At 61.6% G+C, this 22011-nt stretch carries 25 protein-coding genes; 9 read left to right on the top strand and 16 right to left on the bottom strand.

Annotated features, from left to right (window positions below):
* Nucleotides 1-39: 39 nt before the first annotated feature.
* Entirely contained in the window at nucleotides 40-1530 is a 1491-nt protein-coding gene (locus B6S08_RS15620; RefSeq protein ID WP_094201742.1) for a CoA-acylating methylmalonate-semialdehyde dehydrogenase, read from the top strand.
* Nucleotides 1531-1581: 51 nt separating this feature from the next.
* Nucleotides 1582-1776, top strand: a complete 195-nt coding sequence (locus B6S08_RS15615; RefSeq protein ID WP_094201741.1) for a hypothetical protein — start codon at nucleotides 1582-1584, stop codon at nucleotides 1774-1776.
* 265 nt (nucleotides 1777-2041) lie between these two features.
* Here B6S08_RS15615 and B6S08_RS15610 read toward each other — a convergent pair whose 3' ends face one another.
* The 16 genes from B6S08_RS15610 to B6S08_RS15535 form a co-directional block, all read right to left on the bottom strand.
* On the bottom strand, nucleotides 2042-2635 hold the full coding sequence (locus tag B6S08_RS15610; RefSeq protein WP_094201740.1) for a cytochrome P460 family protein: 594 nt from the start codon (nucleotides 2633-2635) through the stop codon (nucleotides 2042-2044).
* Between the two features lie 143 nt (nucleotides 2636-2778).
* Nucleotides 2779-3078: a DNA-binding transcriptional regulator Fis gene (fis, locus tag B6S08_RS15605; RefSeq protein ID WP_014291613.1), complete on the bottom strand. Its 300-nt coding sequence runs from the start codon at nucleotides 3076-3078 to the stop codon at nucleotides 2779-2781.
* Nucleotides 3079-3080: 2 nt separating this feature from the next.
* Nucleotides 3081-4070, bottom strand: a complete 990-nt coding sequence (gene dusB, locus B6S08_RS15600) for a tRNA dihydrouridine synthase DusB (protein ID WP_094201739.1) — start codon at nucleotides 4068-4070, stop codon at nucleotides 3081-3083.
* Between the two features lie 172 nt (nucleotides 4071-4242).
* A complete protein-coding gene (gene prmA / locus B6S08_RS15595) occupies nucleotides 4243-5118 on the bottom strand; it encodes a 50S ribosomal protein L11 methyltransferase (RefSeq protein WP_094201738.1) in 876 nt (291 codons plus the stop codon).
* Nucleotides 5119-5199: 81 nt separating this feature from the next.
* Nucleotides 5200-6651 (bottom strand): sodium/pantothenate symporter, encoded by a 1452-nt coding sequence (panF, locus tag B6S08_RS15590; RefSeq protein ID WP_094201737.1) that lies wholly within the window; start codon nucleotides 6649-6651, stop codon nucleotides 5200-5202.
* On the bottom strand, nucleotides 6648-6884 hold the full coding sequence (locus B6S08_RS15585; RefSeq protein ID WP_094201736.1) for a DUF997 family protein: 237 nt from the start codon (nucleotides 6882-6884) through the stop codon (nucleotides 6648-6650). The genes panF and B6S08_RS15585 overlap by 4 nt, the downstream gene beginning before the upstream one ends.
* A 285-nt stretch (nucleotides 6885-7169) precedes the next feature.
* Entirely contained in the window at nucleotides 7170-7532 is a 363-nt protein-coding gene (locus tag B6S08_RS15580) for a RidA family protein (protein ID WP_094201735.1), read from the bottom strand.
* Between the two features lie 256 nt (nucleotides 7533-7788).
* Nucleotides 7789-9129 (bottom strand): acetyl-CoA carboxylase biotin carboxylase subunit, encoded by a 1341-nt coding sequence (accC, locus tag B6S08_RS15575; RefSeq protein WP_094201734.1) that lies wholly within the window; start codon nucleotides 9127-9129, stop codon nucleotides 7789-7791.
* Between the two features lie 9 nt (nucleotides 9130-9138).
* On the bottom strand, nucleotides 9139-9603 hold the full coding sequence (gene accB, locus B6S08_RS15570) for an acetyl-CoA carboxylase biotin carboxyl carrier protein (RefSeq protein ID WP_094201733.1): 465 nt from the start codon (nucleotides 9601-9603) through the stop codon (nucleotides 9139-9141).
* A 35-nt stretch (nucleotides 9604-9638) separates the two neighbouring features.
* Complete coding sequence (gene aroQ, locus B6S08_RS15565; RefSeq protein ID WP_094201732.1) at nucleotides 9639-10088, bottom strand: type II 3-dehydroquinate dehydratase; 450 nt, start codon at nucleotides 10086-10088, stop codon at nucleotides 9639-9641.
* Nucleotides 10089-10542: 454 nt separating this feature from the next.
* Entirely contained in the window at nucleotides 10543-12492 is a 1950-nt protein-coding gene (acs, locus tag B6S08_RS15560) for an acetate--CoA ligase (protein WP_094201731.1), read from the bottom strand.
* A 178-nt stretch (nucleotides 12493-12670) separates the two neighbouring features.
* Nucleotides 12671-13105: a YqaA family protein gene (locus tag B6S08_RS15555; RefSeq protein WP_094201730.1), complete on the bottom strand. Its 435-nt coding sequence runs from the start codon at nucleotides 13103-13105 to the stop codon at nucleotides 12671-12673.
* Entirely contained in the window at nucleotides 13098-13787 is a 690-nt protein-coding gene (locus B6S08_RS15550) for a gamma-glutamyl-gamma-aminobutyrate hydrolase family protein (protein ID WP_094201729.1), read from the bottom strand. The genes B6S08_RS15555 and B6S08_RS15550 overlap by 8 nt, the downstream gene beginning before the upstream one ends.
* Complete coding sequence (locus tag B6S08_RS15545) at nucleotides 13775-14743, bottom strand: amidoligase family protein (RefSeq protein WP_094201728.1); 969 nt, start codon at nucleotides 14741-14743, stop codon at nucleotides 13775-13777. Before B6S08_RS15545 ends, B6S08_RS15550 begins: the two co-directional genes overlap by 13 nt.
* Before the next feature lie 14 nt (nucleotides 14744-14757).
* Entirely contained in the window at nucleotides 14758-15111 is a 354-nt protein-coding gene (locus B6S08_RS15540; protein ID WP_094201727.1) for a DUF2956 domain-containing protein, read from the bottom strand.
* 8 nt (nucleotides 15112-15119) lie between these two features.
* Nucleotides 15120-15740, bottom strand: a complete 621-nt coding sequence (locus tag B6S08_RS15535) for a molecular chaperone TorD family protein (RefSeq protein WP_094201726.1) — start codon at nucleotides 15738-15740, stop codon at nucleotides 15120-15122.
* A gap of 235 nt (nucleotides 15741-15975) precedes the next feature.
* Here B6S08_RS15535 and glyA point away from each other — a divergent pair, with 235 nt between their 5' ends.
* The 7 genes from glyA (at nucleotide 15976) to B6S08_RS15500 (ending at nucleotide 21998) form a co-directional block, all read left to right on the top strand.
* Nucleotides 15976-17229, top strand: a complete 1254-nt coding sequence (glyA, locus tag B6S08_RS15530; RefSeq protein WP_094201725.1) for a serine hydroxymethyltransferase — start codon at nucleotides 15976-15978, stop codon at nucleotides 17227-17229.
* A gap of 121 nt (nucleotides 17230-17350) precedes the next feature.
* Nucleotides 17351-17800 carry a transcriptional regulator NrdR gene (nrdR, locus tag B6S08_RS15525; protein ID WP_094201724.1) on the top strand — a complete coding sequence of 150 codons (450 nt, stop codon included), beginning with the start codon at nucleotides 17351-17353 and terminating at the stop codon, nucleotides 17798-17800.
* Complete coding sequence (gene ribD, locus B6S08_RS15520; RefSeq protein WP_094201723.1) at nucleotides 17801-18916, top strand: bifunctional diaminohydroxyphosphoribosylaminopyrimidine deaminase/5-amino-6-(5-phosphoribosylamino)uracil reductase RibD; 1116 nt, start codon at nucleotides 17801-17803, stop codon at nucleotides 18914-18916.
* Nucleotides 18916-19569, top strand: a complete 654-nt coding sequence (locus B6S08_RS15515; RefSeq protein WP_094201722.1) for a riboflavin synthase — start codon at nucleotides 18916-18918, stop codon at nucleotides 19567-19569. The genes ribD and B6S08_RS15515 overlap by 1 nt, the downstream gene beginning before the upstream one ends.
* A gap of 30 nt (nucleotides 19570-19599) precedes the next feature.
* Nucleotides 19600-20709 carry a bifunctional 3,4-dihydroxy-2-butanone-4-phosphate synthase/GTP cyclohydrolase II gene (gene ribBA, locus B6S08_RS15510; protein ID WP_094201721.1) on the top strand — a complete coding sequence of 370 codons (1110 nt, stop codon included), beginning with the start codon at nucleotides 19600-19602 and terminating at the stop codon, nucleotides 20707-20709.
* Nucleotides 20710-20776: 67 nt separating this feature from the next.
* Complete coding sequence (locus B6S08_RS15505) at nucleotides 20777-21346, top strand: HutD/Ves family protein (protein WP_094201720.1); 570 nt, start codon at nucleotides 20777-20779, stop codon at nucleotides 21344-21346.
* Complete coding sequence (locus B6S08_RS15500) at nucleotides 21339-21998, top strand: alpha/beta hydrolase (RefSeq protein WP_094201719.1); 660 nt, start codon at nucleotides 21339-21341, stop codon at nucleotides 21996-21998. The genes B6S08_RS15505 and B6S08_RS15500 overlap by 8 nt, the downstream gene beginning before the upstream one ends.
* The last annotated feature ends 13 nt before the right edge of the window (nucleotides 21999-22011 follow it).

Here is a 22011-nt window from a genome sequence, read left to right as displayed (position 1 = left end):
CGTCAACCACAGCATTTGAAACTCAAAGAGGTATATTGAATGAACACCATAGGTCATTTGATCAACGGCACCATTGTTAACGATAACGGACGCACCCAGGACGTTTACAACCCCTCTACCGGCGAGGTGTCCAAACAGGTGGCACTGGCCAGCAAGGCCACCGTAGAAGAAGCCATTGCCGCCGCCCAGGCCGCCTTTCCGGCCTGGCGCAATACGCCGCCGCTCAAGCGTGCCCGGGTCATGTTCCGGTTCAAGGAACTGCTGGAGCAGAATGCCGAGAAAATCTGCCAAATGATCGGCGAAGAGCACGGCAAGATAGTGCACGACGCCATGGGGGAGCTGTCCCGGGGCATTGAGAACGTGGAATACGCCTGCGGCGTGCCCGAGCTGCTCAAGGGAGAGCACAGCAAGAACGTGGGGCCGGCCATCGACTCCTGGAGCGAGTTTCAGCCCCTGGGGGTGGTCGCCGGCATTACTCCCTTCAACTTTCCGGCCATGGTGCCGCTGTGGATGTTTCCCATGGCCATCGCCTGCGGCAACACCTTTGTGCTCAAGCCGTCGGAGCGGGATCCGGGCTCAACCCTGTTTATCGCCCAGCTGCTGATGGAAGCGGGTTTGCCCGCCGGCGTCATCAACGTGGTGAACGGCGACAAGGAAGCGGTCGATACCCTGCTGGACGACGCGCGCGTGCAGGCGGTCAGCTTTGTGGGATCCACTCCCATTGCCGAATACATCTACAGCCGCGCCAGTGCCAACGGCAAGCGTTGCCAGGCCCTGGGTGGTGCCAAGAACCACGCCATTGTGATGCCCGATGCCGATATGGACAACGCCGTCAGCGCCCTGACCGGCGCCGCCTTTGGCTCTTCCGGTGAACGCTGTATGGCACTGTCGGTAGCGGTGGCGGTGGGCGATGCGGCCGCCGATGCCCTAATAGAGAAAATGCAGGCACAGATGCAGAGCCTCAAGGTGGGTGCCTTTCACGACAAGCAGAACGACTTTGGTCCGGTGATCACCCAGGCACACATGGAAAAAGTGGTGGGCTATATCAACAGTGCCGAGAAGCAGGGCGCCGAGATCGTGGTCGATGGCCGCAACCCGTCCGTGCCTGGCTACGAGCAGGGCTTCTTCGTGGGCGGCACCCTGATCGACCGGGTCACTCCCGAGATGCTGTGCTACCGGGAAGAGATCTTTGGTCCTGTGTTGCTGGTGGTGCGTGTGGAAACCATGCAGGAAGCCATGGATTTGATTGATGCCCATGAATACGGCAATGGTACCTGCATCTTTACTCGAGACGGCGAAGCGGCCCGTTACTTCAGCGACAACATTCAGGTAGGCATGGTCGGTATCAACGTACCGCTGCCGGTGCCCGTGGCCTATCACTCCTTTGGTGGCTGGAAGCGCTCACTGTTCGGTGATCTCTATGCTTACGGTCCCGATGCGGTGCGTTTTTACACCCGCCGCAAAACCGTCACCCAGCGCTGGCCCTCGGCCGGTGTGCGTGAAGGCGCCCAGTTCGCCTTTCCAAGCTAATTACTCAGAAGGGCCACTCCGGGTGGCCCTTCCCATCAGGCACGATCAGTGATGGACACGATGACGTTCTGCCGAACCATAGAACAACAGGATCAAACCGGAGACGATCAATACCTGCTGCGAGTGGTGCGCAAAATCGCCGAGGGCGGTTATTCGCTATACGCCACCAACCCGGACTATGATGACATTGACGTTACCGATGACATGAAGCCCTTTGCCAGGCTGAAGGCGGTGTTGAAGGGATAAACCGGCAAAGCCTGAGTGGGATAACAGTCCGTTTTATCGAAAGTGACCATGTGGGCAAAAATATGGCGGTACTGCATGCATGATGATGGCCCTGCCGGTGGTCACTACCTGGCTTGGCTTCCAATTCTTCGTGACAGATCAGATCTGAAAGGCCTTTAGCGAATATTCTTTGACCGTCAGTGGTGTTTGCACTGGCCTTGAATTGCCTGTTCTGCGGCACCAGAGCCAGTGCGTGGGCTGTGTCAATGTTTAAGCAGCGTCAGTGTCAGTTTCCGTAGTTCGCCGAATCACGAATCGTCGGGTAGCCCTCGATGTAGACCCATTCGGCGTCTTTCGCCGGCACGTGGCACCCGAAGCAGTTGTTAAAGCCTTCGCCTTTCCAGTTTTTGGTCAGACTGACTTCGGGGCTGTCTTGTGTGAACAGTGCCCAGCCCCAGCCTTCTCCCCAGGCTGCATTCTCGGGAAAGCGGTTCTTGCGGTCGCGTACCATCACAAACCAAACACCCGGTTCGCCCGCCCATTGAGCAAAGCCGGTTGCTTTCTGACCTTCACGAATACTACTTATTTCTTTGACCAGGGTGGCACCATCTGGCCACTGCCCGTTTTGTTTAAAGCTTTTCACGGCCGAAGGTTCCGCATATACGTCGTGCACACCGGGCCCGCTGGCCTGATCATCTTCACGCACAAACCAGCTGCCTATGTGAACCCATTCATCACGAAATGCGGTGGGGCGGCTGATTGTGCCTTTGGCATCAACATAGGGCGAGAACTGATCGCTGCTGGTCGCGGCCGCAACCCAGAATGTGCCGCCGGCGAGCAGGGCGGCAAGCGTGATGGTGGATGTTGTTCTGAATCGCATGGCAATAGCCTCCAGTGGGGGGTGACTAAAGTAAAGCCTATCCAGCCATGGATTGCCTGTTGGGGTGTTTCTTGGGCGCAAAGAAAAAGGCGTTAACCATTTCGAGTTAACGCCTTAAAAATCAGTGCTTTAACTGAATGTTATCAGTTCATGCCGTATTTCTTGAGCTTCTTGCGCAGGGTGCCGCGGTTAATGCCCATCATGTTGGCGGCGCGGGTCTGGTTGCCGCGGGTGTACTGCATGATCACGTCCAGCATGGGCGCTTCGACTTCGGAGAGAACCAGCTCATACAGCTCGGTGACTTCCTGGCCGTTAAGCTGAGACAGGTAGTTGCGCAGGGCCTGCTCCACGGAGTTGCGCAGCGGGCGCTGGGTCGGCTGCTCGGAAGTCGGAGATTTGGTGGTGGTTACCAGTGCGTCAGAAGTCGTAGTTTGTTCGAACATATTCAGTCGGCTCTTCTATTGTTCGTTAAGCTATTATTCGCGAAAAACTGCTCCAAAGCGTCGAGCTGCTGCCCGGCCTCTTCGAGAGCATTGAAATTACGGCGAAAGTCACGGCCCGCGTCACTTTCCTGCAGGTACCATCCCACATGCTTTCGGGCAATCCTCACACCCATTACCTCGCCATAAAAGTCATGCAGCGCGGTAACGTGTTCCCGAATCATTGCCTGCTCCTGTTCCATCGGGAGCGGTGCTGGGGTGGTGCCATGCTCAAGATAGTGGCGGATTTCTCTGAAAATCCACGGCCGTCCCTGCGCAGCCCGGCCAATCATAATGGCATCGGCGCCGGTGTAATCCAGCACAAACCGCGCCTTTTGCGGGCTGGTGATGTCTCCGTTGGCAACAACGGGCATCGAGACGGCCTGTTTGATTGCCCTGATGGTGTCGTATTCCGCGTTCCCCTTGTACATGCAGGCACGGGTGCGGCCATGCACGGCCAGGGCTCGAATTCCGCTGTCTTCGGCAATGCGGGCAATGTGCACGCCGTTACGGTTATCCGGATCCCAGCCGGTACGAATTTTCAGGGTCACCGGCACCGACACTGCAGTTACCACGGCGCTGACGATGTCCTGCACCAGCTCCGGGAATTGCAGCAGGGCGGAGCCTGCCATCTTCTTGTTTACTTTCTTTGCCGGACAGCCCATGTTGATGTCGATGATCTGCGCACCCTGATCCACATTGTATCGGGCAGCATCGGCCATCAACGCCGGATCGGCTCCGGCAATCTGCACGGAGCGAATACCGCTTTCCCCTTCATGGTCCATACGCCGGCGCGATTTGTCGGAATCCCGCAGCAGGGGATTGGCCGACATCATTTCCGACACGGCCATGCCCGCACCCATGCGCATGCACAGGGTGCGGAAGGGTCGATCGGTTACGCCCGCCATCGGTGCCACCAGCAGGGGGGCGTCCAGTTTGTAAGGACCAATTTCCATGAGGATAAGGCTGTCTCGGCTCAGGGTCGCGTATCTTACGCATTTTTGGCGGTGCTGAAAAGCTCACAAATTGAGCGGCGCATAATTTTTTATAAGTCAAGATGCCGGTGCATTTTTTATGCAATGGTGGCGCGCTTTCAGGGTTAAAAAAGGCTCCGTAGGGAGCCTTTTGTCAGTGTTTGCTGCCGTTCAGGCGGGCCCATTCTTCCCGGAACTCGGGTTCGGCCATGGCGAACCACTGATCGTAGACCTGATTCAGGCCCTCGGCCTGGGTTTCGAGGATGCCAGACAGCGCCAGCGAGCCGCCCGGACGCACCAGGCCGCTGATGATGGGGGAGAGCTCTTTCAGCGGGCCGGCCAGAATATTGGCCACCACCACGTCGGCCTGCAGGCCCTCGGGCTGGTCTTGCGGCAGATACACGCTCAGCCGGTCGGCCACGCCGTTGCGCTCGGCGTTGTCGCGGCTGGCCTGCAGCGCCTGTGGATCAATGTCGATGCCAATCACCTCTTTGGCGCCCAGCTTGAGCGCCGCCAGCGCCAGAATGCCGGAGCCGCAGCCAAAGTCGATCACGGTTTTGCCGGCCAGATCCTGGCCGTCGAGCCATTCCAGGCACAGGGCGGTGGTAGGGTGGGTGCCGGTGCCAAAGGCCAGTCCCGGATCCAGCATCACGTTCACCGCCTCGGGGTCGGGCACGTCACGCCAGCTGGGGCAAATCCACAGCCGCTTGCCAAAGCGCATGGGGTGAAAGCTGTCCATCCACTCGCGCACCCAGTCCTTGTCTTCCAGCTGCTCCACCTTATACACCAGATCCTTGCGGTAGAACTTCTTCAGAAAGTCGATGATGGGCGCCGGATCGGTTTCGGCGTCGAACAGGCCCACCACTACGGTGTCGTCCCACAGCAGGGTTTCACCGGGCAGGGGCTCAAACACCGGCTTGTCTTCGGCGTCCATGTAGGTCACCGCCTGGGCGCCGCGGCCGGAGAGCATGTTGCTGACCTTGTCGGCGGTCTTTTCGGTGGCGTTGATGCGAATTTGTATCCAGGGCATGGCGTTCTTCGTTATGGGCTAAAACCGCAATTCTAACACAGCTGGCCCCGGTGTCCGCTGGCGCGGACACCGGGAACTGGCTCAGCGGCCAAACAGGGTACGCACTTCGGGTGAGGGCGGCGGCGTGAGCAGAGATCCCACCACATAGGCCAGGCCCGAGAGCGCCAGGCTCGGCACGATGGCGTGCAGCCCCAGGGGCTTGATGCCAAAGTGCAGCAGCAGGCTGTAGCTGATGGCACCGGTGAGCATGGAGGCCAGTGCGCCGGTGCTGTTGCCCCGCCACCAGTACAGGCCCAGCACCAGCGGCCAGAAAAAGATAGCCTGCAGGGCGCCAAAGGCCATCAGGTTGAGCCAGATGATCATCTCCGGCGGACTCAGGGCCGCCCACAGCACTATCAGCCCCAGGGTCAGGGTCACCAGCTTGCTGGCGCGCTTGATCACGGCCGGCGCCGGCTGGGTTTTGCATAGGTGGTTAAGGTAAAGATCCTTTACCAGGGTGGCGGCGGCCTGAATAAGCTGGGAGTCGATGGTCGACATAATGGCGGCCATGGGCCCGGCCAGAAACAGCCCGGCCACCAGCGGCGGCAGAACGGTGAGCATCAGGGTGGGCATCACCTTGTCGGGTACGGTTAGCTCAGGCACCAGCACGCGCCCCAGCGCCCCGGCGAAGTGCATGCCAAACATCAGCACGGCCCCAACCAGGGTGCCGATAATAATGCCCCTGTGCATGGCGGCGCTGTCTTTGTAGGCCAGGCAGCGTACCGCCGAATGGGGCAGGCCTATTACCCCAAAGCACACCAGCACCCAGAACGACAGCATAAAGCTCATGGAGAGAAAGCCGTCGGGGCCCTGAGGCTGCACCAGCCCGGGATCGATGGCTTTCAGCTCGGCAAACATGGTGGCGGCGCCGCCGCCGGCCTGCAGCACGCCGGCCAGCAGCACCACAGTGCCCAGCAGCATCAGAATGCCCTGCACGGCGTCGGTCACCACCACGGCGCGAAAGCCGCCCACCAGGGTATAGAGCAGCACGGCGCCGGCAAACAGCATGAGTCCGCTCTGATACGACAGTCCGGTCACGGTTTCCAGCAGCCGGGCACCGCCGATAAACTGCACCACCATGGTGGCCACAAAGGCGGCGAGCAGGCCCAGGCCCGCCAGCAGCACCACCAGCGGGCTTTGGTAGCGGGCCTGCAGCATGTCGTTAATGGTGAGCGCGTTCACCCGCCGGGCGATATGGGCGAACTGTTTGCCCAGCACCCCCAGGGTCAGCCACACCGTGGGCACCTGGATCATCGCCAGCAGCACCCAGCCCAACCCCATGCGGTAGGCCGCGCCGGGGCCGCCAATAAAAGACGAGGCCGAGGCATAGGTGGCCACCATGGTCATGGCCAGCACAAAGCCGCCCATGGAGCGGCTGCCAAGGAAATAGTCCTGCACAAAGCCGCCTTCGCTGCGGCGACGGCCCAGCCACAGTCCCAGGCCAATCATCACCGCCAGATACACCAGCAGGGGAATCATCAGTCCGGCATTCATGATGAGGCTTCCAGGTTAACCGCCCTGAAACACCAGCGCACCATAAGCGCGCACAGCACAATAAACAGCAGCGGATTGAACAGGCAGCTCAGCAAAAACCACAGTGGCCAGCCGGCCAGGGTCAGCGCCGGCGGCACCAGCCAGGCACAGGCTGCCCAGGCCGCAAGATAAAGCAGGGCCAGCAGCACGCTGAGCAAGGCTTCGCGCCGGGCCACGGAAACAATGGAAGTCATTGGAAGGCTCCTTCAGGAAGGGGCGAAGCATACCAGTGGGGGAATAGAGGAACAAACTCGCCCCCGCTTTTGGCGGTAGGTTGTGATGAGCGCAGCGAATATGCGGGTGTTTTCTGGAGCGCTGGCGGCTCGCCCGCGCTCCACTTGTCATGTGCACTCGCTTCCAGGCAGAGCACGGGAACGAGGAAAACCTAGGGGATCCGGGCGGTAGGTTGTGATGAGCTAAGCGAATCCCAACACGAAGGCGCCGGTGTAGCGTTGGAATTCGCCGAGGCTCATTTCAACCTACAAGTACTCTTCGCCGGCGGCGGCAACAAAGGCCATCTCCACCAGGTAGTCGGGGTTGGCCAGCTCGGCCTTTACGCAGGCGCGGCTGGGGGCGGTGCCTTCCGGGAACCACTCGTCCCACACCGCATTAAAGGCGGGCAGGTTGGCAAAGTCGGTGAGGTAGATGGTTACCGACAGCAGCCGGCCCTTGTCGCTGCCTATCTTGGCCAGGGCCTGTTCGGCCTGAACCATCACCTGGCGGGTCTGCTCTTCAATGCCGGCGGACAGATCCCCCTCGGGCACCTCCACAAAATGGGCGATGCCGTTGAACACGGTAATGTCGGACCAGCGTTTGCAGGGATTGATGCGATGAATGTTCATGTTGGTGTTTGTCTCAGTGGGCTGAGGGCGTAGTGTAGCGGCTGGCCAGTTTGGGAAAAACCGCTGCGGTCGCGTAATGCTAAGCATATCGCACCCGGAAAGCAGAAGGTTGGCGATGAGCGCAGCGAATTCACAACAAGAAGGCGCCTGTGACATGTTGGAATTCGCCGAGGCTCATTCCAACCTACGGTCCTCTGTTGTCGCTCCTTAAACAAAAACGGCGCTCAAGGCGCCGTTTGATTATTCCGCGTGAGCCTTACAGGCCCAGCTTCTTCTCAAGGTAATGGATGTTGGTTCCGCCATTGCGGAAGTTCTCATCGCTCATGATTTCCTTGTGCAGCGGAATATTGGTCTTGATGCCGTCAATCACCAGCTCGTTGAGGGCGTGCTTCATGCGGGCGATGGCGATATCGCGGTTTTCGCCGTAGCAGATCAGCTTGCCGATCATGGAGTCGTAGTAGGGCGGTACTCGATAGCCGGCATAAATGTGGGAGTCCCAGCGCACACCCAGGCCACCCGGAGAGTGGAAGCGGGTGATCTCGCCCGGGCTCGGCACAAAGCTGCGCGGGTCTTCGGCGTTGATGCGGCACTCGATGGCATGGCCACGCACCACCACCTGATCCTGAGTAATGGACAGCGGCAGGCCGGCGGCCACACGCAGCTGTTCCTTGATCAGATCCACACCGGTGATCATCTCGGTGACCGGGTGCTCCACCTGAATACGGGTGTTCATCTCAATGAAATAGAACTCGCCGTTTTCATAGAGGAATTCAAAGGTACCGGCGCCGCGGTAGCCGATGTCGACACAGGCCTTGCAGCAGCGCTCGCCGATGAACTTGCGCATCTCGGCGGTAATGCCCGGGGCCGGGGCTTCTTCCACTACCTTCTGGTGACGACGCTGCATGGAGCAGTCACGTTCGGCCAGATGAATGGCGTTGCCCTGGCCGTCGGCCAGCACCTGAATTTCGATGTGGCGCGGGTTTTCCAGGAATTTCTCCATATACACCATGTCGTTGCCGAAAGCGGCACCGGCCTCGGCCTTGGTCATGGAGATGGATTTTTCCAGTTCGGCTTCGGAGCGCACCACACGCATGCCGCGACCACCGCCGCCACCGGCGGCCTTGATGATCACCGGATAACCAATGCGCTTGGCAATGGCGGCGTTGCGCTTGGCGTCGCCGCCGATGGGGCCGTCGGAGCCCGGCACACAGGGTACGCCGGCCTTCTTCATGGCCTCGATGGCAGACACCTTGTCACCCATCAGGCGAATGGTGTCGCCGCGCGGGCCAATAAAGATAAAGCCGGACTTTTCTACCTGGTCGGCGAAGTCGGCGTTTTCCGCCAGAAAGCCGTAGCCGGGGTGAATGGCCACGGCGTCGGTCACTTCGGCGGCGGCGATGATGGACGGCACATTCAGGTACGACTGGGTGGACTGATTGCCACCAATACAGATGGACTCGTCTGCCAGCAGCACGTGCTTCAGGGTGCGGTCGGCGGTGGAATGCACCGCGACCGTCTTGATTCCGAGCTCCTTGCAGGCGCGCAGAATGCGAAGGGCGATTTCACCGCGGTTGGCGATGACTACTTTATCCAGCATGGGAATTCCTTATTCGATGATGAACAGGGGCTCGTCGAATTCAACCGGCTGGGCGTTGTCGACCAGAATGGCCTTCACTACGCCGGCCTTGTCGGCCTCGATCTGGTTCATCATCTTCATGGCTTCAACAATGCACAGGGTGTCGCCCACGTTGACGGTCTGGCCGACTTCAGCGAAGTTCTTGGCGCCGGGGCTGGAGGCACGGTAGAAGGTACCGACCATGGGAGAACGCATCACGTGGCCGCTCAGCTCGGGAGCGGCTTCGGCGGCCGGGGCGGCGGCAGCAGGAGCGGCGGCGGGCGCAGCGGCAGGAGCCGGGGCGGCCTGCACCTGATACTGAGGCATCACCGGGGCCGGGGCGGCGGCGCCGTAGCGGCTGATGCGTACCGACTCTTCGCCTTCGGCGATTTCCAGCTCGGCGATACCGGACTCTTCAACCAGTTCGATCAGTTTCTTGATTTTACGAATATCCATGAGCGTTCTCTTAGTTATGTTGGTGCTGATGTGAGTCAGCGACGAGCCAGATAACGGGCCGCCGCCTCAAGGGCAAATTCGTAACCATCGGCACCCAGGCCGCAGATCACGCCCACTGCCTTATCCGCCAGATAGGAATGATGGCGGAAGGGTTCACGGGCGTGCACATTCGACAAATGCACTTCAATGAAGGGAATGTTGACCCCCAGCAGGGCATCACGAAGGGCCACGCTGGTGTGGGTGAAGGCGGCGGGATTGATGATGATAAAATCCTGCCGGCCATCGGCCTGGTGGATGGCGTCGAGCAGAACGTGCTCCGCGTTGGATTGGACGTGACTGAGTTCGATATCGCGCCCGGCGGCCTGCTCGGTGAGGCGCGCCACGATGTCGTTCAGGCTGTTGTTGCCGTAAATGCCCGGTTCGCGTCGGCCCAGCAGGTTAAGGTTTGGCCCGTTGAGCAGCAGAATACGGTATTTGTCGGCCATTGTGCGGCAATCCTCGTCTATCTTGCGGTTTACACGTCGAGTCACAGGGAGCCTAGCGCTTTTTGCCGGTGTGAGGCAAATAAAATGGCGCATTTCGGCCCGGTGCGCCCAATTATAGTGATTTCATGAAAATTGGCAGCAATTTACTGGTCTAATGACTAATAAATTTTTGAGTGTGCCCGTGGGTGACCGGGGTTGAGGCTCGATGTGTGAGCGAAAATAACGTCAGAAAGTTCCGCAAACTGTTGTTGCTGCGACAAAAAGCGGCATTCAGCCGGCCGCGGCCATAAAAAAACGCCGCTCAAGGCGGCGTTTTGACATGACTATACCCCCAGACATCTTTCATTTCCGTCATCCCCGCGAAGGCGGGGATCCATGACATATCGCACTGGACTCCCGCCTGCGCGGGTGTGACAACAGAAAAAGACGACAGTCTGACAACAGCGGGTGCGCATCAGGCCACTCGGTTGCGTTCCTCGATCAGGCGGTCGACCACACCCGGATCCGCCAGGGTGGAGGTATCGCCCAGGGCATCGGTGTCGCCGGTGGCGATCTTGCGCAGAATGCGGCGCATGATCTTGCCGGAGCGGGTCTTGGGCAGGCCCTCGGCCCAGTGGATGACGTCGGGGGTGGCGATGGGACCAATTTCCTTGCGCACCCAGTCTTTAACTTCCTTGTGCAGCTCGGCAGACGGTACTTCGCCGGCATTGAGCGTGACATAGGCGTAAATGCCCTGGCCCTTGATGTCGTGGGGCACGCCCACCACGGCGGCCTCGGCAATCTTCGGGTGCGCCACCAGCGCCGACTCGATTTCGGCGGTGCCCATGCGGTGACCGGAGACGTTGAGCACGTCGTCCACCCGTCCGGTGATCCAGTAGTAGCCGTCTTCGTCGCGACGGGCGCCGTCACCACTGAAGTAGGTGCCGGGGAAGGTGGAGAAGTAGGTCTGCTCGAAACGGTCGTGATCGCCGAACACGGTGCGCATCTGGCCGGGCCAGGAGTCCAGGATCACCAGGTTGCCGTCGGTGGCGCCTTCCAGCACCTTGCCTTCGCCGTCCACCAGCGCCGGCTGCACGCCAAAGAAGGGGCGGGTGGCCGAGCCGGGCTTGAGATCGGTGACGCCGGGCAGCGGGGTGATCAGAATGCCGCCGGTTTCGGTCTGCCACCAGGTGTCCACGATGGGGCAGCGCTCGTCGCCGATCACGCGGAAATACCATTCCCAGGCTTCCGGGTTGATGGGCTCGCCCACCGAGCCCAGCACGCGCAGACTGGCGCGGCTGGTGCCTTCCACCGCCTCGTCACCCTTGGCCATAAAGGCACGAATGGCGGTGGGGGCGGTATACAGAATATTGACCTGGTGCTTGTCGACCACCTGGGCCATGCGGTTGGTTTTGGGGTAGTTGGGCACGCCCTCAAACAGCAGGGTGGTGGCGCCATTGGCCAGCGGACCGTAGAGCAGGTAGCTGTGGCCGGTGATCCAGCCCACGTCGGCGGTGCACCAGTACACGTCACCCGGGTGGTAGTCAAAAATGTACTTGAAGGTCATGGCGGCATACACCAGGTAGCCACCCGTGGTGTGCAGCACGCCCTTGGGGGTGCCGGTGGAGCCGGAGGTATAAAGAATGAACAGCGGATCTTCGGCGTTCATTTCTTCCGGCGGGCAGTCGGCGCTGACCTGGGCGGTGGCTTCGTGCCACCACACATCGCGCTGTTCGTTCCAGGCAATGTCACCGCCGGTGCGGCGATAGACGATCACGCTGTCGATGGAGGTCACTTTGGGGTTGGCCAGGGCCGCGTCCACGTTGGCCTTGAGTGCCACGGTGCGGCCGCCACGCAGGCCTTCGTCGGCGGTGATCACCGCCTTGGCCTGGGAGTCGATAATGCGGCTGGCCAGTGCATCGGGAGAGAAGCCGCCAAACACCACGGAATGCACGGCACCGATGCGGGTACAGGCCAGCATGGCCACCGCCGCTTCCACCACCATGGGCATATAGATGCTGACCACGTCGCCCTTTTTCACGCCCTGTGCCTTGAGCACGTTGGCAAAGCGACATACCTGCTCGTGCAGCTCGCGGTAGGTGACCTTTTTGTCTTCGTCGGGGCTGTCGCCTTCCCAGATGATGGCAACTTCGTCGGCCCGGGTGGCCAGGTGACGGTCGATACAGTTGGCGGACAGGTTCAGGGTGCCGTCTTCAAACCACTTGATGCTGATGTGGCCCGGATCGTAGGAGGTGTTTTTTACCCTGGTGTAGGGTTTGATCCAGTCAACGATTTTGCCCTGCTCACCCCAGAAGGCTTCGGGGTTGTCGATGGACTGCTGATACATGGCCTGATAGCCGGCATCGTCCAGCAGTGCGGTCTTTGCGATATGGGGCATGACCGGATGAACCTTAACTTCACTCATTATTCCGCTCCTTGGTTGTAACCATTGGTTAACAAGGTGACCCAGATGGTCGTTACGCTCAATTAGACTTTCGGCTAGCCGAAAGAACTGGCGGCCCTGGTAGCACTGCCTTGTGTTGCCCAGTATACGGTCTTGTCGGGCTCATGCCAGTCCTTGCATTCGGAATGCCCCGTCGGGATCAGGACAGTAACAAGGTATCGGCAAACCACAGCACCACGGCGTAGCGCAGCGCCTTGCCGATGAACACCAGCAGGGTGAACAGCGCCAGCGGCACCCGCATGATGCCGGCGATAAAGGTGAGGGCATCACCGCCTACCGGTGCCCAGGACAGCAGCAGCGACCACACGCCAAAGCGCTGAAACCAGCGCTGGGCGCGCTCCAGCTGTTTGTCGTTGACCGGAAACCAGCGCTTGTGGCGGAAGTGCAGCAGGTACTTGCCCAGCCACCAGTTGATCATGGCCCCCAGGGTATTGCCGGTGCTGGCCAGCAGCCACAGCAGCAGGGCGGCATCGGGCTGGCGGGTCAGTACCGCCGCCAGCACCACTTCCGAATAAAAGGGCGCTATGGTGGCGGCGAGCAGGCTGCTGCCAAACACCAGCAAATAGTCAGTCATAAAGTGCCTCGGGCCGGCTGTGTTCGGCCGCCGTGACCAGATCCCGAAACAGCCGTCGCTGGCAGGGCAGGTAGGGAAGGTATTCCGGGTGCCACTGCACCCCCATCAGATAGTGATCCGTGGTGCTTTCAATGGCTTGCACAAAGCCGTCCAGATCCCGCGCCACCACCGCCAGGCCGCCGCCCAGCCTGTCCACCGCCTGGTGATGCAGGCTGTTGATGCGCCAGCGCGGCCGCTGCATGATGCGACTGAGCCGGCCGCCGCCACAGCCGATGGCGGTTTTACGCGGCAGTGGTGTGCGCCGGTTGGAAGTGTTCTGGCGTAGCGGGCGAATGTCGGCGTGCAGCGAGCCGCCCAGCACCACGTTAATCAACTGGGCACCCCGGCAGATGCCGAGCAGCGGCAGGCTGGTGTCGAGGGCGTGTTCAATCAGTTCTATCTCAAAAGCGTCCCGGTCCGGATCCGCCGGGGCCCGGCCGGTATCGTGGCCGTAGAGGGCGGCGTCGATATCGTCACCGCCGCCGATGATGAGGCCCTGCAGTTGATCCCGTTTGTGCCTATGCATGTTGGCCGGGGTCAGGTGCTGGCCCCGGCCGCCGGCCAGACCCAATGCCAGGCGGCTGGCCCACCAGGCCAGGGGCAGGCGGCTGTCGGGGCCGGTCACGCCAATCAACGCAACCATGGACGCACCTTGAGGCTCCAGGGATCCATAAAATCCGGGGTCAGCTGATCCAGGTGCTCGCCATAGGCCCGGCAGGCGTCCGTCAGCCGTTGCGGATCCGCCGCCAGCCATTCCACCTGCAGCCAGCCGGCCCAGGCGTGGGCCAGGGACCACAGCGGATTGTCGATATCGGAATTGGGCAGCCGGTAGTGCAGGGTGGGACGAGGGTTGATCTTGTCGTCGTGGGCCACCGCCTGCACTCGGGACTCATCGTGCCAGGCCAGCAGGGGCAGCAGATCCATGGCCCGGTTGCGGGTTGGGTTCCAGGCCAGATAGTCGGCGGTAAAGCGGGTCAGATCGGGGTGGTAGTCCGGCTTCAGCACCAGCCTGACATAGTCCCGGGGAAAGGCGCGAATATAGGGCGAGATCTTGCGGGCGGTAACGATGTCTTCGTGGGCTTCCAGCCAGTCGTGCAGGCACAGGTAGGCGCGAAAATAGCGCAGCAGGGTGTGAATATCGGTGGCCGGCAGCTCGGGGTTGAGGTGCAGACCAAAGGCATAGTGCAGGGCGTGGCGAGTGCCCCGGGCGCCCTGTTGGCGCAGTCGTTCAAACAGCCGGCTGAGCCGGTCGAGCCGTGACAGCGGCAGCGGCGGGCACACCAGCTCCAGCGGCGCCAGGTGCTGCGCCAGACTGCCCAGCAGGTCGGTGGCGGTCTGCTCCAGTTCGCCGGGCGGGTGTCGGCGCTGCTCCCGGGCCAGGCGTTTGAGGTAGTCAAAATCGAGTTCGGCGCGAAAGGTGCCAAGCGGGGTGTCGATGTCGAATTCATATTCCGACAGCGCGCGGGTTTCGCCTCGCAGGGCGTCGGTCACCAGGCTGACCAGCCGGGGCAGGGGCAGGCCACTCAGCTCCAGCTCCACGCCCAGCCGGCGCTCGGCGCCGTGTTCGGTATAGAGTTCCGGGGGCAGTGGCAATGGCATGGTGTCTCCCTGTTTCAGCCGTGGCGGGTGAGCCACAAGTATAGAAGGAAGCCGACCCAGCTCAGCCCCAGCAACAGCCAGGGCAGCGGGGAAGAACGCCCGGCAGGGGCGAGATCCGGTTCGGCCTCATTTTCCTCGTTTACTTCTGCGCCCTGCTGACGCTGTTGCTGCCGGCGGGCCTTGTCGGCGGCGCGGGCCCTGGCCTTTTGCTGCTTTTTGTATTCCTCTATGCCCTTCTGAATTCCCTGGGCGATGAGCCGGGTCTGTTCCTTGGTCTGACCCGGACGCTGGGTGGCCTTGGCCACCCGCTCGGCCTCGGCCTGGGTTTCGGGTGAGGCCTCAGCCTTTTTGTGCTTGCTGTAACGCATGGGCCTGATTATTCCGCTACGTTGTTGAGGTAGTGCAGATCCATCACAAACACCGACAACAGCAGGCTGGCGGCGGCGGCGTAAAAGCCGCCCGCATCCCGCTCCCGGCACAGCTCCACAAACACCGGCAGCCAGCCGATCAGCTGGCTGTTGGCCAGTTCTCGCTGCTGATCCAGCAGTTGCAACCGTTGCTCCTCGGTGGTGCTGTCGGCGGCGGCCAGCGCCAGGGTACCCATCATCTCCAGCTGATTGCACACATGCAGCGGATCGTCGTCGGCCAGCTCGGTGCCGTGCTGCTTGAGCAGCACCGTCATCAGCAGCAGGGCATCCTGGCTGGCCTCGTTCAGGCTGGCGGTGTCGAGCAGTGAGGGCGCCTCGAGCAGCGCTTGATAATGACCGCTCAGGCGCGTGTGCGGCGCCGTGTGTTGCAGCGCCTTTTCCGCTTCGCCGCGAAAGGCCTCGGCGGCCTCGGTGAGCGGGTCCAGGGTGGCCAGACTGTCGAGGAAACGGTGCATGTCGTAGCCGCCGAATTCACCGAGATCGTCCTCGCTCAGGGGGGTGGCAAAAAGGGCGGTAAACCAGTGATACAGTTCGGCCCGGCGCTGGGAAGTCACTCTGAACGCTTGCATAATCCTCTTCAACGGCTTGTTCGGTCTGGGGATAGCCCCATTCTATCGGGTTTGCCGGTCGGATTCCTACCCGTGCGGAACAGGGAGTGTGTTAATGGGTCTTCAACTTTTTGTGAACTTTTCAACATAAAGGTAAAAAAATAGTGTAAACCCGGCTCGCGGGACTAGGCCGGACTGCCGCTTGGGGGTACACTCTGACTTTCAGTGACAATCCCCCATGAGTCAGGAGAGACGGATGTTAAAGCGTGAGATGAATATCGCCGACTATGATCCCCAGCTGTGGCAGGCCATCAGCAATGAGACCGTGCGTCAGGAAGAGCACATTGAGCTGATCGCTTCCGAGAACTACACCAGCCCGCGCGTGATGCAGGCTCAGGGTTCCCAGCTGACCAACAAGTACGCCGAAGGCTATCCGGCCAAGCGCTTCTACGGCGGCTGTGAATATGTTGACGTGGTGGAAGACCTGGCTATCGATCGTGTCAAGCAGCTGTTCGGCGCCACCTGGGCCAACGTGCAGCCGCACTCCGGCTCCCAGGCCAACTCCGCCGTCTTCCTGGCCCTGGTCAAGCCCGGCGACACCGTCATGGGCATGAACCTGGCCCACGGTGGTCACCTGACTCACGGCTCTCCCGCCAACTTCTCCGGCCGTCTGTACAACATCGTGCCTTACGGCATCAACGAGCAGGGCGTGATCGACTACGAAGAAATGGAGCGTCTGGCCGTTGAGCACAAGCCGAAGATGATCATCGGTGGCTTCTCCGCCTTCTCCGGCATCGTAGACTGGGCCCGCATGCGCGAAATCGCCGACAAGGTAGGCGCCTGGTTTATGGTGGACATGGCGCACGTGGCCGGCCTGATCGCCGCCGGTGTGTACCCCAACCCGCTGCCCCATGCCCACGTGGTGACCTCCACCACCCACAAGACCCTGGCCGGTCCCCGTGGCGGCATCATCCTGTCTGCCGCCAACAACGAAGAGCTGGAGAAGAAGCTGAACTCCGCCGTCTTCCCTGGTGGTCAGGGTGGCCCGCTGATGCACGTGATCGCCGCCAAGGCCGTGGCCTTCAAGGAAGCCCTGGAGCCCGAGTTCAAGGAATACCAGGCTCAGGTGGTGAAAAACGCCCAGGCCATGGCCGACGAGTTCCAGAAGCGTGGCTTTAAAGTGGTTTCCGGTGGCACCCACAACCACCTGTTCCTGCTGGATCTGATCGACAAGGACATCACCGGTAAAGAAGCCGACGCCGCCCTGGGCCGCGCCTTCATCACCGTGAACAAGAACGCCGTGCCCAACGATCCGCGTTCTCCGTTCGTGACCTCCGGTATTCGTATTGGTACTCCGGCGGTTACCCGTCGTGGTTTCAAGGAAGCCGAAGTGCGCCAGCTGGCCGGCTGGATCTGTGATGTGCTGAGCAACATCAACGACGACGCCACCATCGCCAGCGTGAAAGAGCAGGTGCTGGACATCTGCCGTCGCCACCCGGTTTACGCGTAAGGCGCACCGGTAACGGCATCAGAAACGGGGTCTTCGGACCCCGTTTTTATTTTCTCTTGCTTTCATTCCACAGCCCGCTTCTTTACACTAACAGCCGATTAACAGGCCCCGCGGAGGCACCATGCACTGCCCCTTTTGCAACGCAACCGAAACCAAGGTAATCGACTCCCGTCTGGTGGGCGATGGCCTGCAGGTGCGCCGGCGGCGTGAGTGCAATGCCTGCCGGGAGCGTTTCACCACCTTTGAAACCGCCGAGCTGGTGATGCCGCGCATCATCAAAACCAGCGGCATTCGCGAGCCCTTTAACGAAGACAAGCTGGAAGCCGGCATGCAGCGGGCGCTGGAAAAGCGTCCGGTCAGCACCGAGGCCATCGAGCAGTCCATCAGCCGCATCAAGTCGCGGCTGCGGGCCACCGGCGAGCGGGAAGTCAAATCCGAGCTGGTGGGCAACCTGGTGATGGACGAGCTCAAGCAGCTCGACAAGGTCGCCTATATTCGCTTTGCCTCGGTGTACCGTTGTTTTGAGGATCTGCGCCAGTTTGGCGAAGAGATAGCCCGCCTGGAGCAATAAGTGTTCACAACCCAAGATGCGCGCTGGATGGCCAGGGCGCTTGAGCTGGCCCGCCGTGGCCGTTTTACCACCAGCCCCAACCCGGCGGTGGGTTGCGTGATCGTGAAAGACGGTCAACTGGTGGGCGAGGGCTTTCACCGGCGTGCCGGCGGCCCTCATGCCGAAGTCTTTGCGCTGCAGGCCGCCGGTGAGGCCGCTCAGGGCGCCACCGCCTACGTTACCCTGGAGCCCTGTTCCCATTATGGTCGCACCCCGCCCTGTGCCCAGGGTCTGATTGACGCCGGCGTGTCCAGAGTGGTGGCCGCCATGGTGGATCCCAACCCCCAGGTTGCCGGTCGCGGCCTGGCCATGCTGCAGGACGCGGGCATTCGGGCCGAGGCCGGCCTGATGACCGATGAGGCCGAGGCGGTGAATGTGGGCTTTTTGCACCGCATGCGCACCGGCCGTCCCTTTGTGACCCTGAAGCTGGCCGCCAGCCTGGATGGCCGCACCGCGCTCGCCAACGGCGAAAGCCAGTGGATTACCGGCCCGGCGGCCCGGCGTGATGTGCAGCGCCACCGGGCGCAAAGCTGCGCCATTCTTTCCGGCGCCGATACCGTGCTGATGGACAACGCCGCCCTCAACGTGCGCTGGCAAGAGTTGCCGGCGTCGCTGCGCCAGGACTATGCCGAAGCCGAGCTGCGCCAGCCGTTGCGCATCGTAATCGACACGCAAAACCGGCTGCATGCCGGGCTGCGGCTGTTTGCGCAGCCCGGCCCGGTGCTGCTGCTACGCGGCGAGGTGACCGGTGGCTTTGGCGACGAGGTGGAAGAATGCGTGCTGCCCCTGGCCGCCGATGGCAAGCTGGACCTGGAGTTGTTGCTGGAAGAATTGGGCCGGCGTCAGCTGAATTACCTCTGGGTCGAGGCGGGGGCGACCCTTGGCGGTGCCCTGTTTGGTGCCGGCCTGGTGAATGAACTGATTCTGTATCAGGCGCCCATGCTGATGGGCAACCCGGCCCGGGGCCTGCTGGCGCTGCCCGAATTTACCGCCATGAGCCAGCCGCCCCGGCTGGCCTGGCAGGATTGCCGCCTGGTGGGTGGTGATCTCAAACTGACTGCAAGGGTAACCGACTGATGTTTACCGGTATTGTTGAAGCCACCGGCACCCTGGCCGCCATCGAGCGAAAGGGCGCCTCCTCGGTGATCCGCATTCATTGCCCGGCGCTGGATCTCTCCGACGTCGCCCTGGGCGACTCCATCGCCACCAACGGCGTCTGCCTCACCGTGACCGAACTGGGCAAGGATTACTACTGCGCCGACGTGTCGATTGAAACCCTTAATCGCACCGGCTTTGCCGACTACCAGTCGGGCCAGGCGGTAAACCTGGAAAAGGCGCTGCTGCCCACCACCCGCCTCGGCGGTCACCTGGTGTCCGGCCATGTGGACGGCGTGGGCCGCATCAGCAAAAAGAGCAAGGTGGGCTTTGCCATTGAGCTGTGGGTCGACGCCCCGGCCGAACTTTCCCGCTATATTGCCGAAAAGGGCTCCATTACCGTGGACGGCATCAGCCTGACCGTGAACGCGGTATCGGGCGCGGCCTTTAAATTGACGCTGGTGCCCCATACATTAAATAACACCACACTGAACGACTGGCAGGTTGGCCGCAGCGTCAACCTGGAGGTAGACATTATCGCCCGCTACCTGGAACGCCTGCTGGCCGGTGGCCAGACTCAGGCGTCGAGCGGACTTACTCTGGCGACCCTGGCCGCCAGCGGTTTTGTGAAATAGCGGCTAACCGAATCAACCAAGGGGAACATCATGGCCTTAAGCAGTACCCAGGAAATCATCGACGACATTCGTCAGGGCAAAATGGTCATTCTGATGGATGACGAAGACCGGGAAAACGAAGGCGATCTGATCATGGCCGCCGAACACGTGCGTCCGGAAGACATCAACTTTATGGCCAAATACGGCCGGGGCCTGATCTGCCTGACCCTGACCGAGGCCCGCTGCCGCCAGCTCGACATTCCCCAGATGGTGAGCCGCAACACCGAGCAGTTCTCTACCGCCTTTACCGTCTCTATTGAGGCCGCCGAAGGGGTGACCACCGGTATCTCCGCCGCCGACCGGGCCCGCACCGTGCAGGCCGCCGTGGCCAAGGACGCCAAGCCCGCCGACCTGGTACAGCCCGGCCATATCTTTCCGCTCAAGGCCCAGAACGGCGGTGTGCTGACCCGCGCCGGCCACACCGAGGCGGGCTGCGATCTGGCCCGGCTGGCGGGGGTGGAGCCGGCGGCGGTGATCGTGGAAATTCTCAACGAAGACGGCACCATGGCGCGCCGCCCGGACCTGGAGAAGTTTGCCGAGGAGCACGGCATCAAGCTGGGCACCATTGCCGATCTCATCGAGTACCGCAACGAGAACGAAACCACCATCGAGCAGGTGGCCCGCTGCAAGCTGCCCACCGAGCACGGCGAGTTTGAGCTGGTGACCTTCCGCGACACCATCGATAACCAGGTGCACTTTGCGATGCGCAAGGGCGAGATCAAGGCAGACCAGCCGGCGCTGGTGCGAGTGCATATTCACGACATGCTGAGCGACGTGCTGATGACCGATCGCCACGCCAGCCGCAGCTGGCCGCTGGACAAATCGATGGCGCGCATTGCCGATGAAGGCGGCGTGCTGGTGATCCTCGGCAAGGAAGAAACCCCGGATCATCTGTTGTCGGTAGTTCGCATGTTTGAAGCCGCCGACAAGGGCGAGCGCCCGGAGGCGGCCAAGCGCCAGGGCACGTCCCGCCGAGTGGGTGTGGGCTCGCAGATTTTGCGCGCCATGGGGGTAGGCAAGATGCGCCTGCTGAGCTCCCCCAAGCGCTACCACGCGCTGTCGGGCTTTGGCCTGGAAGTGGTGGAATACGTCACCGAATAAGGCCGGACCAACGGCACACCGTTCCGGCCGGCATGATGCCGGCCGGACTTTTTGTGGGAGCCTTTCAATGAGCAAGTTGCTGACCAGTGCCGATTTTACCGACATGCCCTGGAAAAACGGCGGCGGCACCACCCGTGAGCTGTTCCGGTTGCCCGCCGAGGGCGAGTTTGATCTGCGCCTGTCCATGGCCCGGGTAGGGCAAAGCGGGCCCTTTTCGTATTTTCCCGGGGTGGACCGGGTACTGATGCTGCTGAGCGGCGACGGCTTTGCACTCGATCTGGCCGGTGAGCCGCACCGTCTGGACACCCCCTTTGCGCCACTGCACTTTGCCGGTGAGCAAGCGGTGCACTGCCGGCTGCTGGGCGGGGAATGCCTCGACTTCAACCTGATGGTCCGCCGCGACTGGGGCAGGGCCAGCCTGCGAGTGCACCGGCGCCGGGCCGGCGAGGGCTTTATCAGCGAAGGGGCGCAGGCCCGGCTGTGCTATGAGCACGGCGACGCACCCAGGTTGTGGCTGCTGGAACCGGGCGAGGCCCTGACCCTGGCACCTGCCGATGCCTCTTGGCCGCTGATTGAAATTGAGCTGTATCCCCATTCGCTGGACGCCCATTCACTTTCGGAGAGCCGCCATGCTTGAGTATCTGTGTCACGACACCGCCGCCAACCCCGATGCCTGCGTGATTTGGCTGCACGGCCTGGGCGCCGACGGCCATGATTTTGCCCCCATCGTGCCCGAGCTGGGGTTGCCTGCTACTGCGGCGGTGCGCTTTGTGTTTCCCCATGCGCCGGCCATGCCGGTGACCATTAACGGCGGCATGGCCATGCCCGCCTGGTATGACATTCTGGCCATGGATATCGACCGCAAGGTGGATGAAACCCAGTTGCGCGCCTCGGCGGCGGCGGTGGTGGAGCTGATTGAACAGCAGTTGGCCGCCGGCATCGACAGCCGGCGTATCGTGCTGGCGGGCTTTTCTCAGGGGGGCGCCGTGGCCTATGAGGCGGCATTGGGCTATGACCAGCCCCTGGGCGGGCTGATTGCCATGTCGACCTATTTCGCCACCGCCGACAGCATAGTACCGAGCGAGGCCAACCGTGCGCTGCCCATTCAGGTGCTGCACGGCACGCAGGATCCGGTGGTGAGCGAGCAGCTGGGGCTGCGTGCCTGCCGTGCCCTGGAAGCCCTCGGCCATGTGCCCGAATATCACAGTTATCCCATGCCGCACGCCGTGTGTGCCGAGGAGATTGCCGATATTTCCCGTTTTCTGTGCCGCTGCCTGGCACTCAAATAAGCAAAAGGAACCT

This window comes from Oceanimonas doudoroffii (assembly GCF_002242685.1).
In the GTDB taxonomy this organism is placed as follows: Bacteria; Pseudomonadota; Gammaproteobacteria; order Enterobacterales; family Aeromonadaceae; genus Oceanimonas; species Oceanimonas doudoroffii.
The sequence above is the reverse complement of the archived record's forward strand: the minus strand, read 5'-3'. Positions and strand labels throughout refer to the sequence as shown.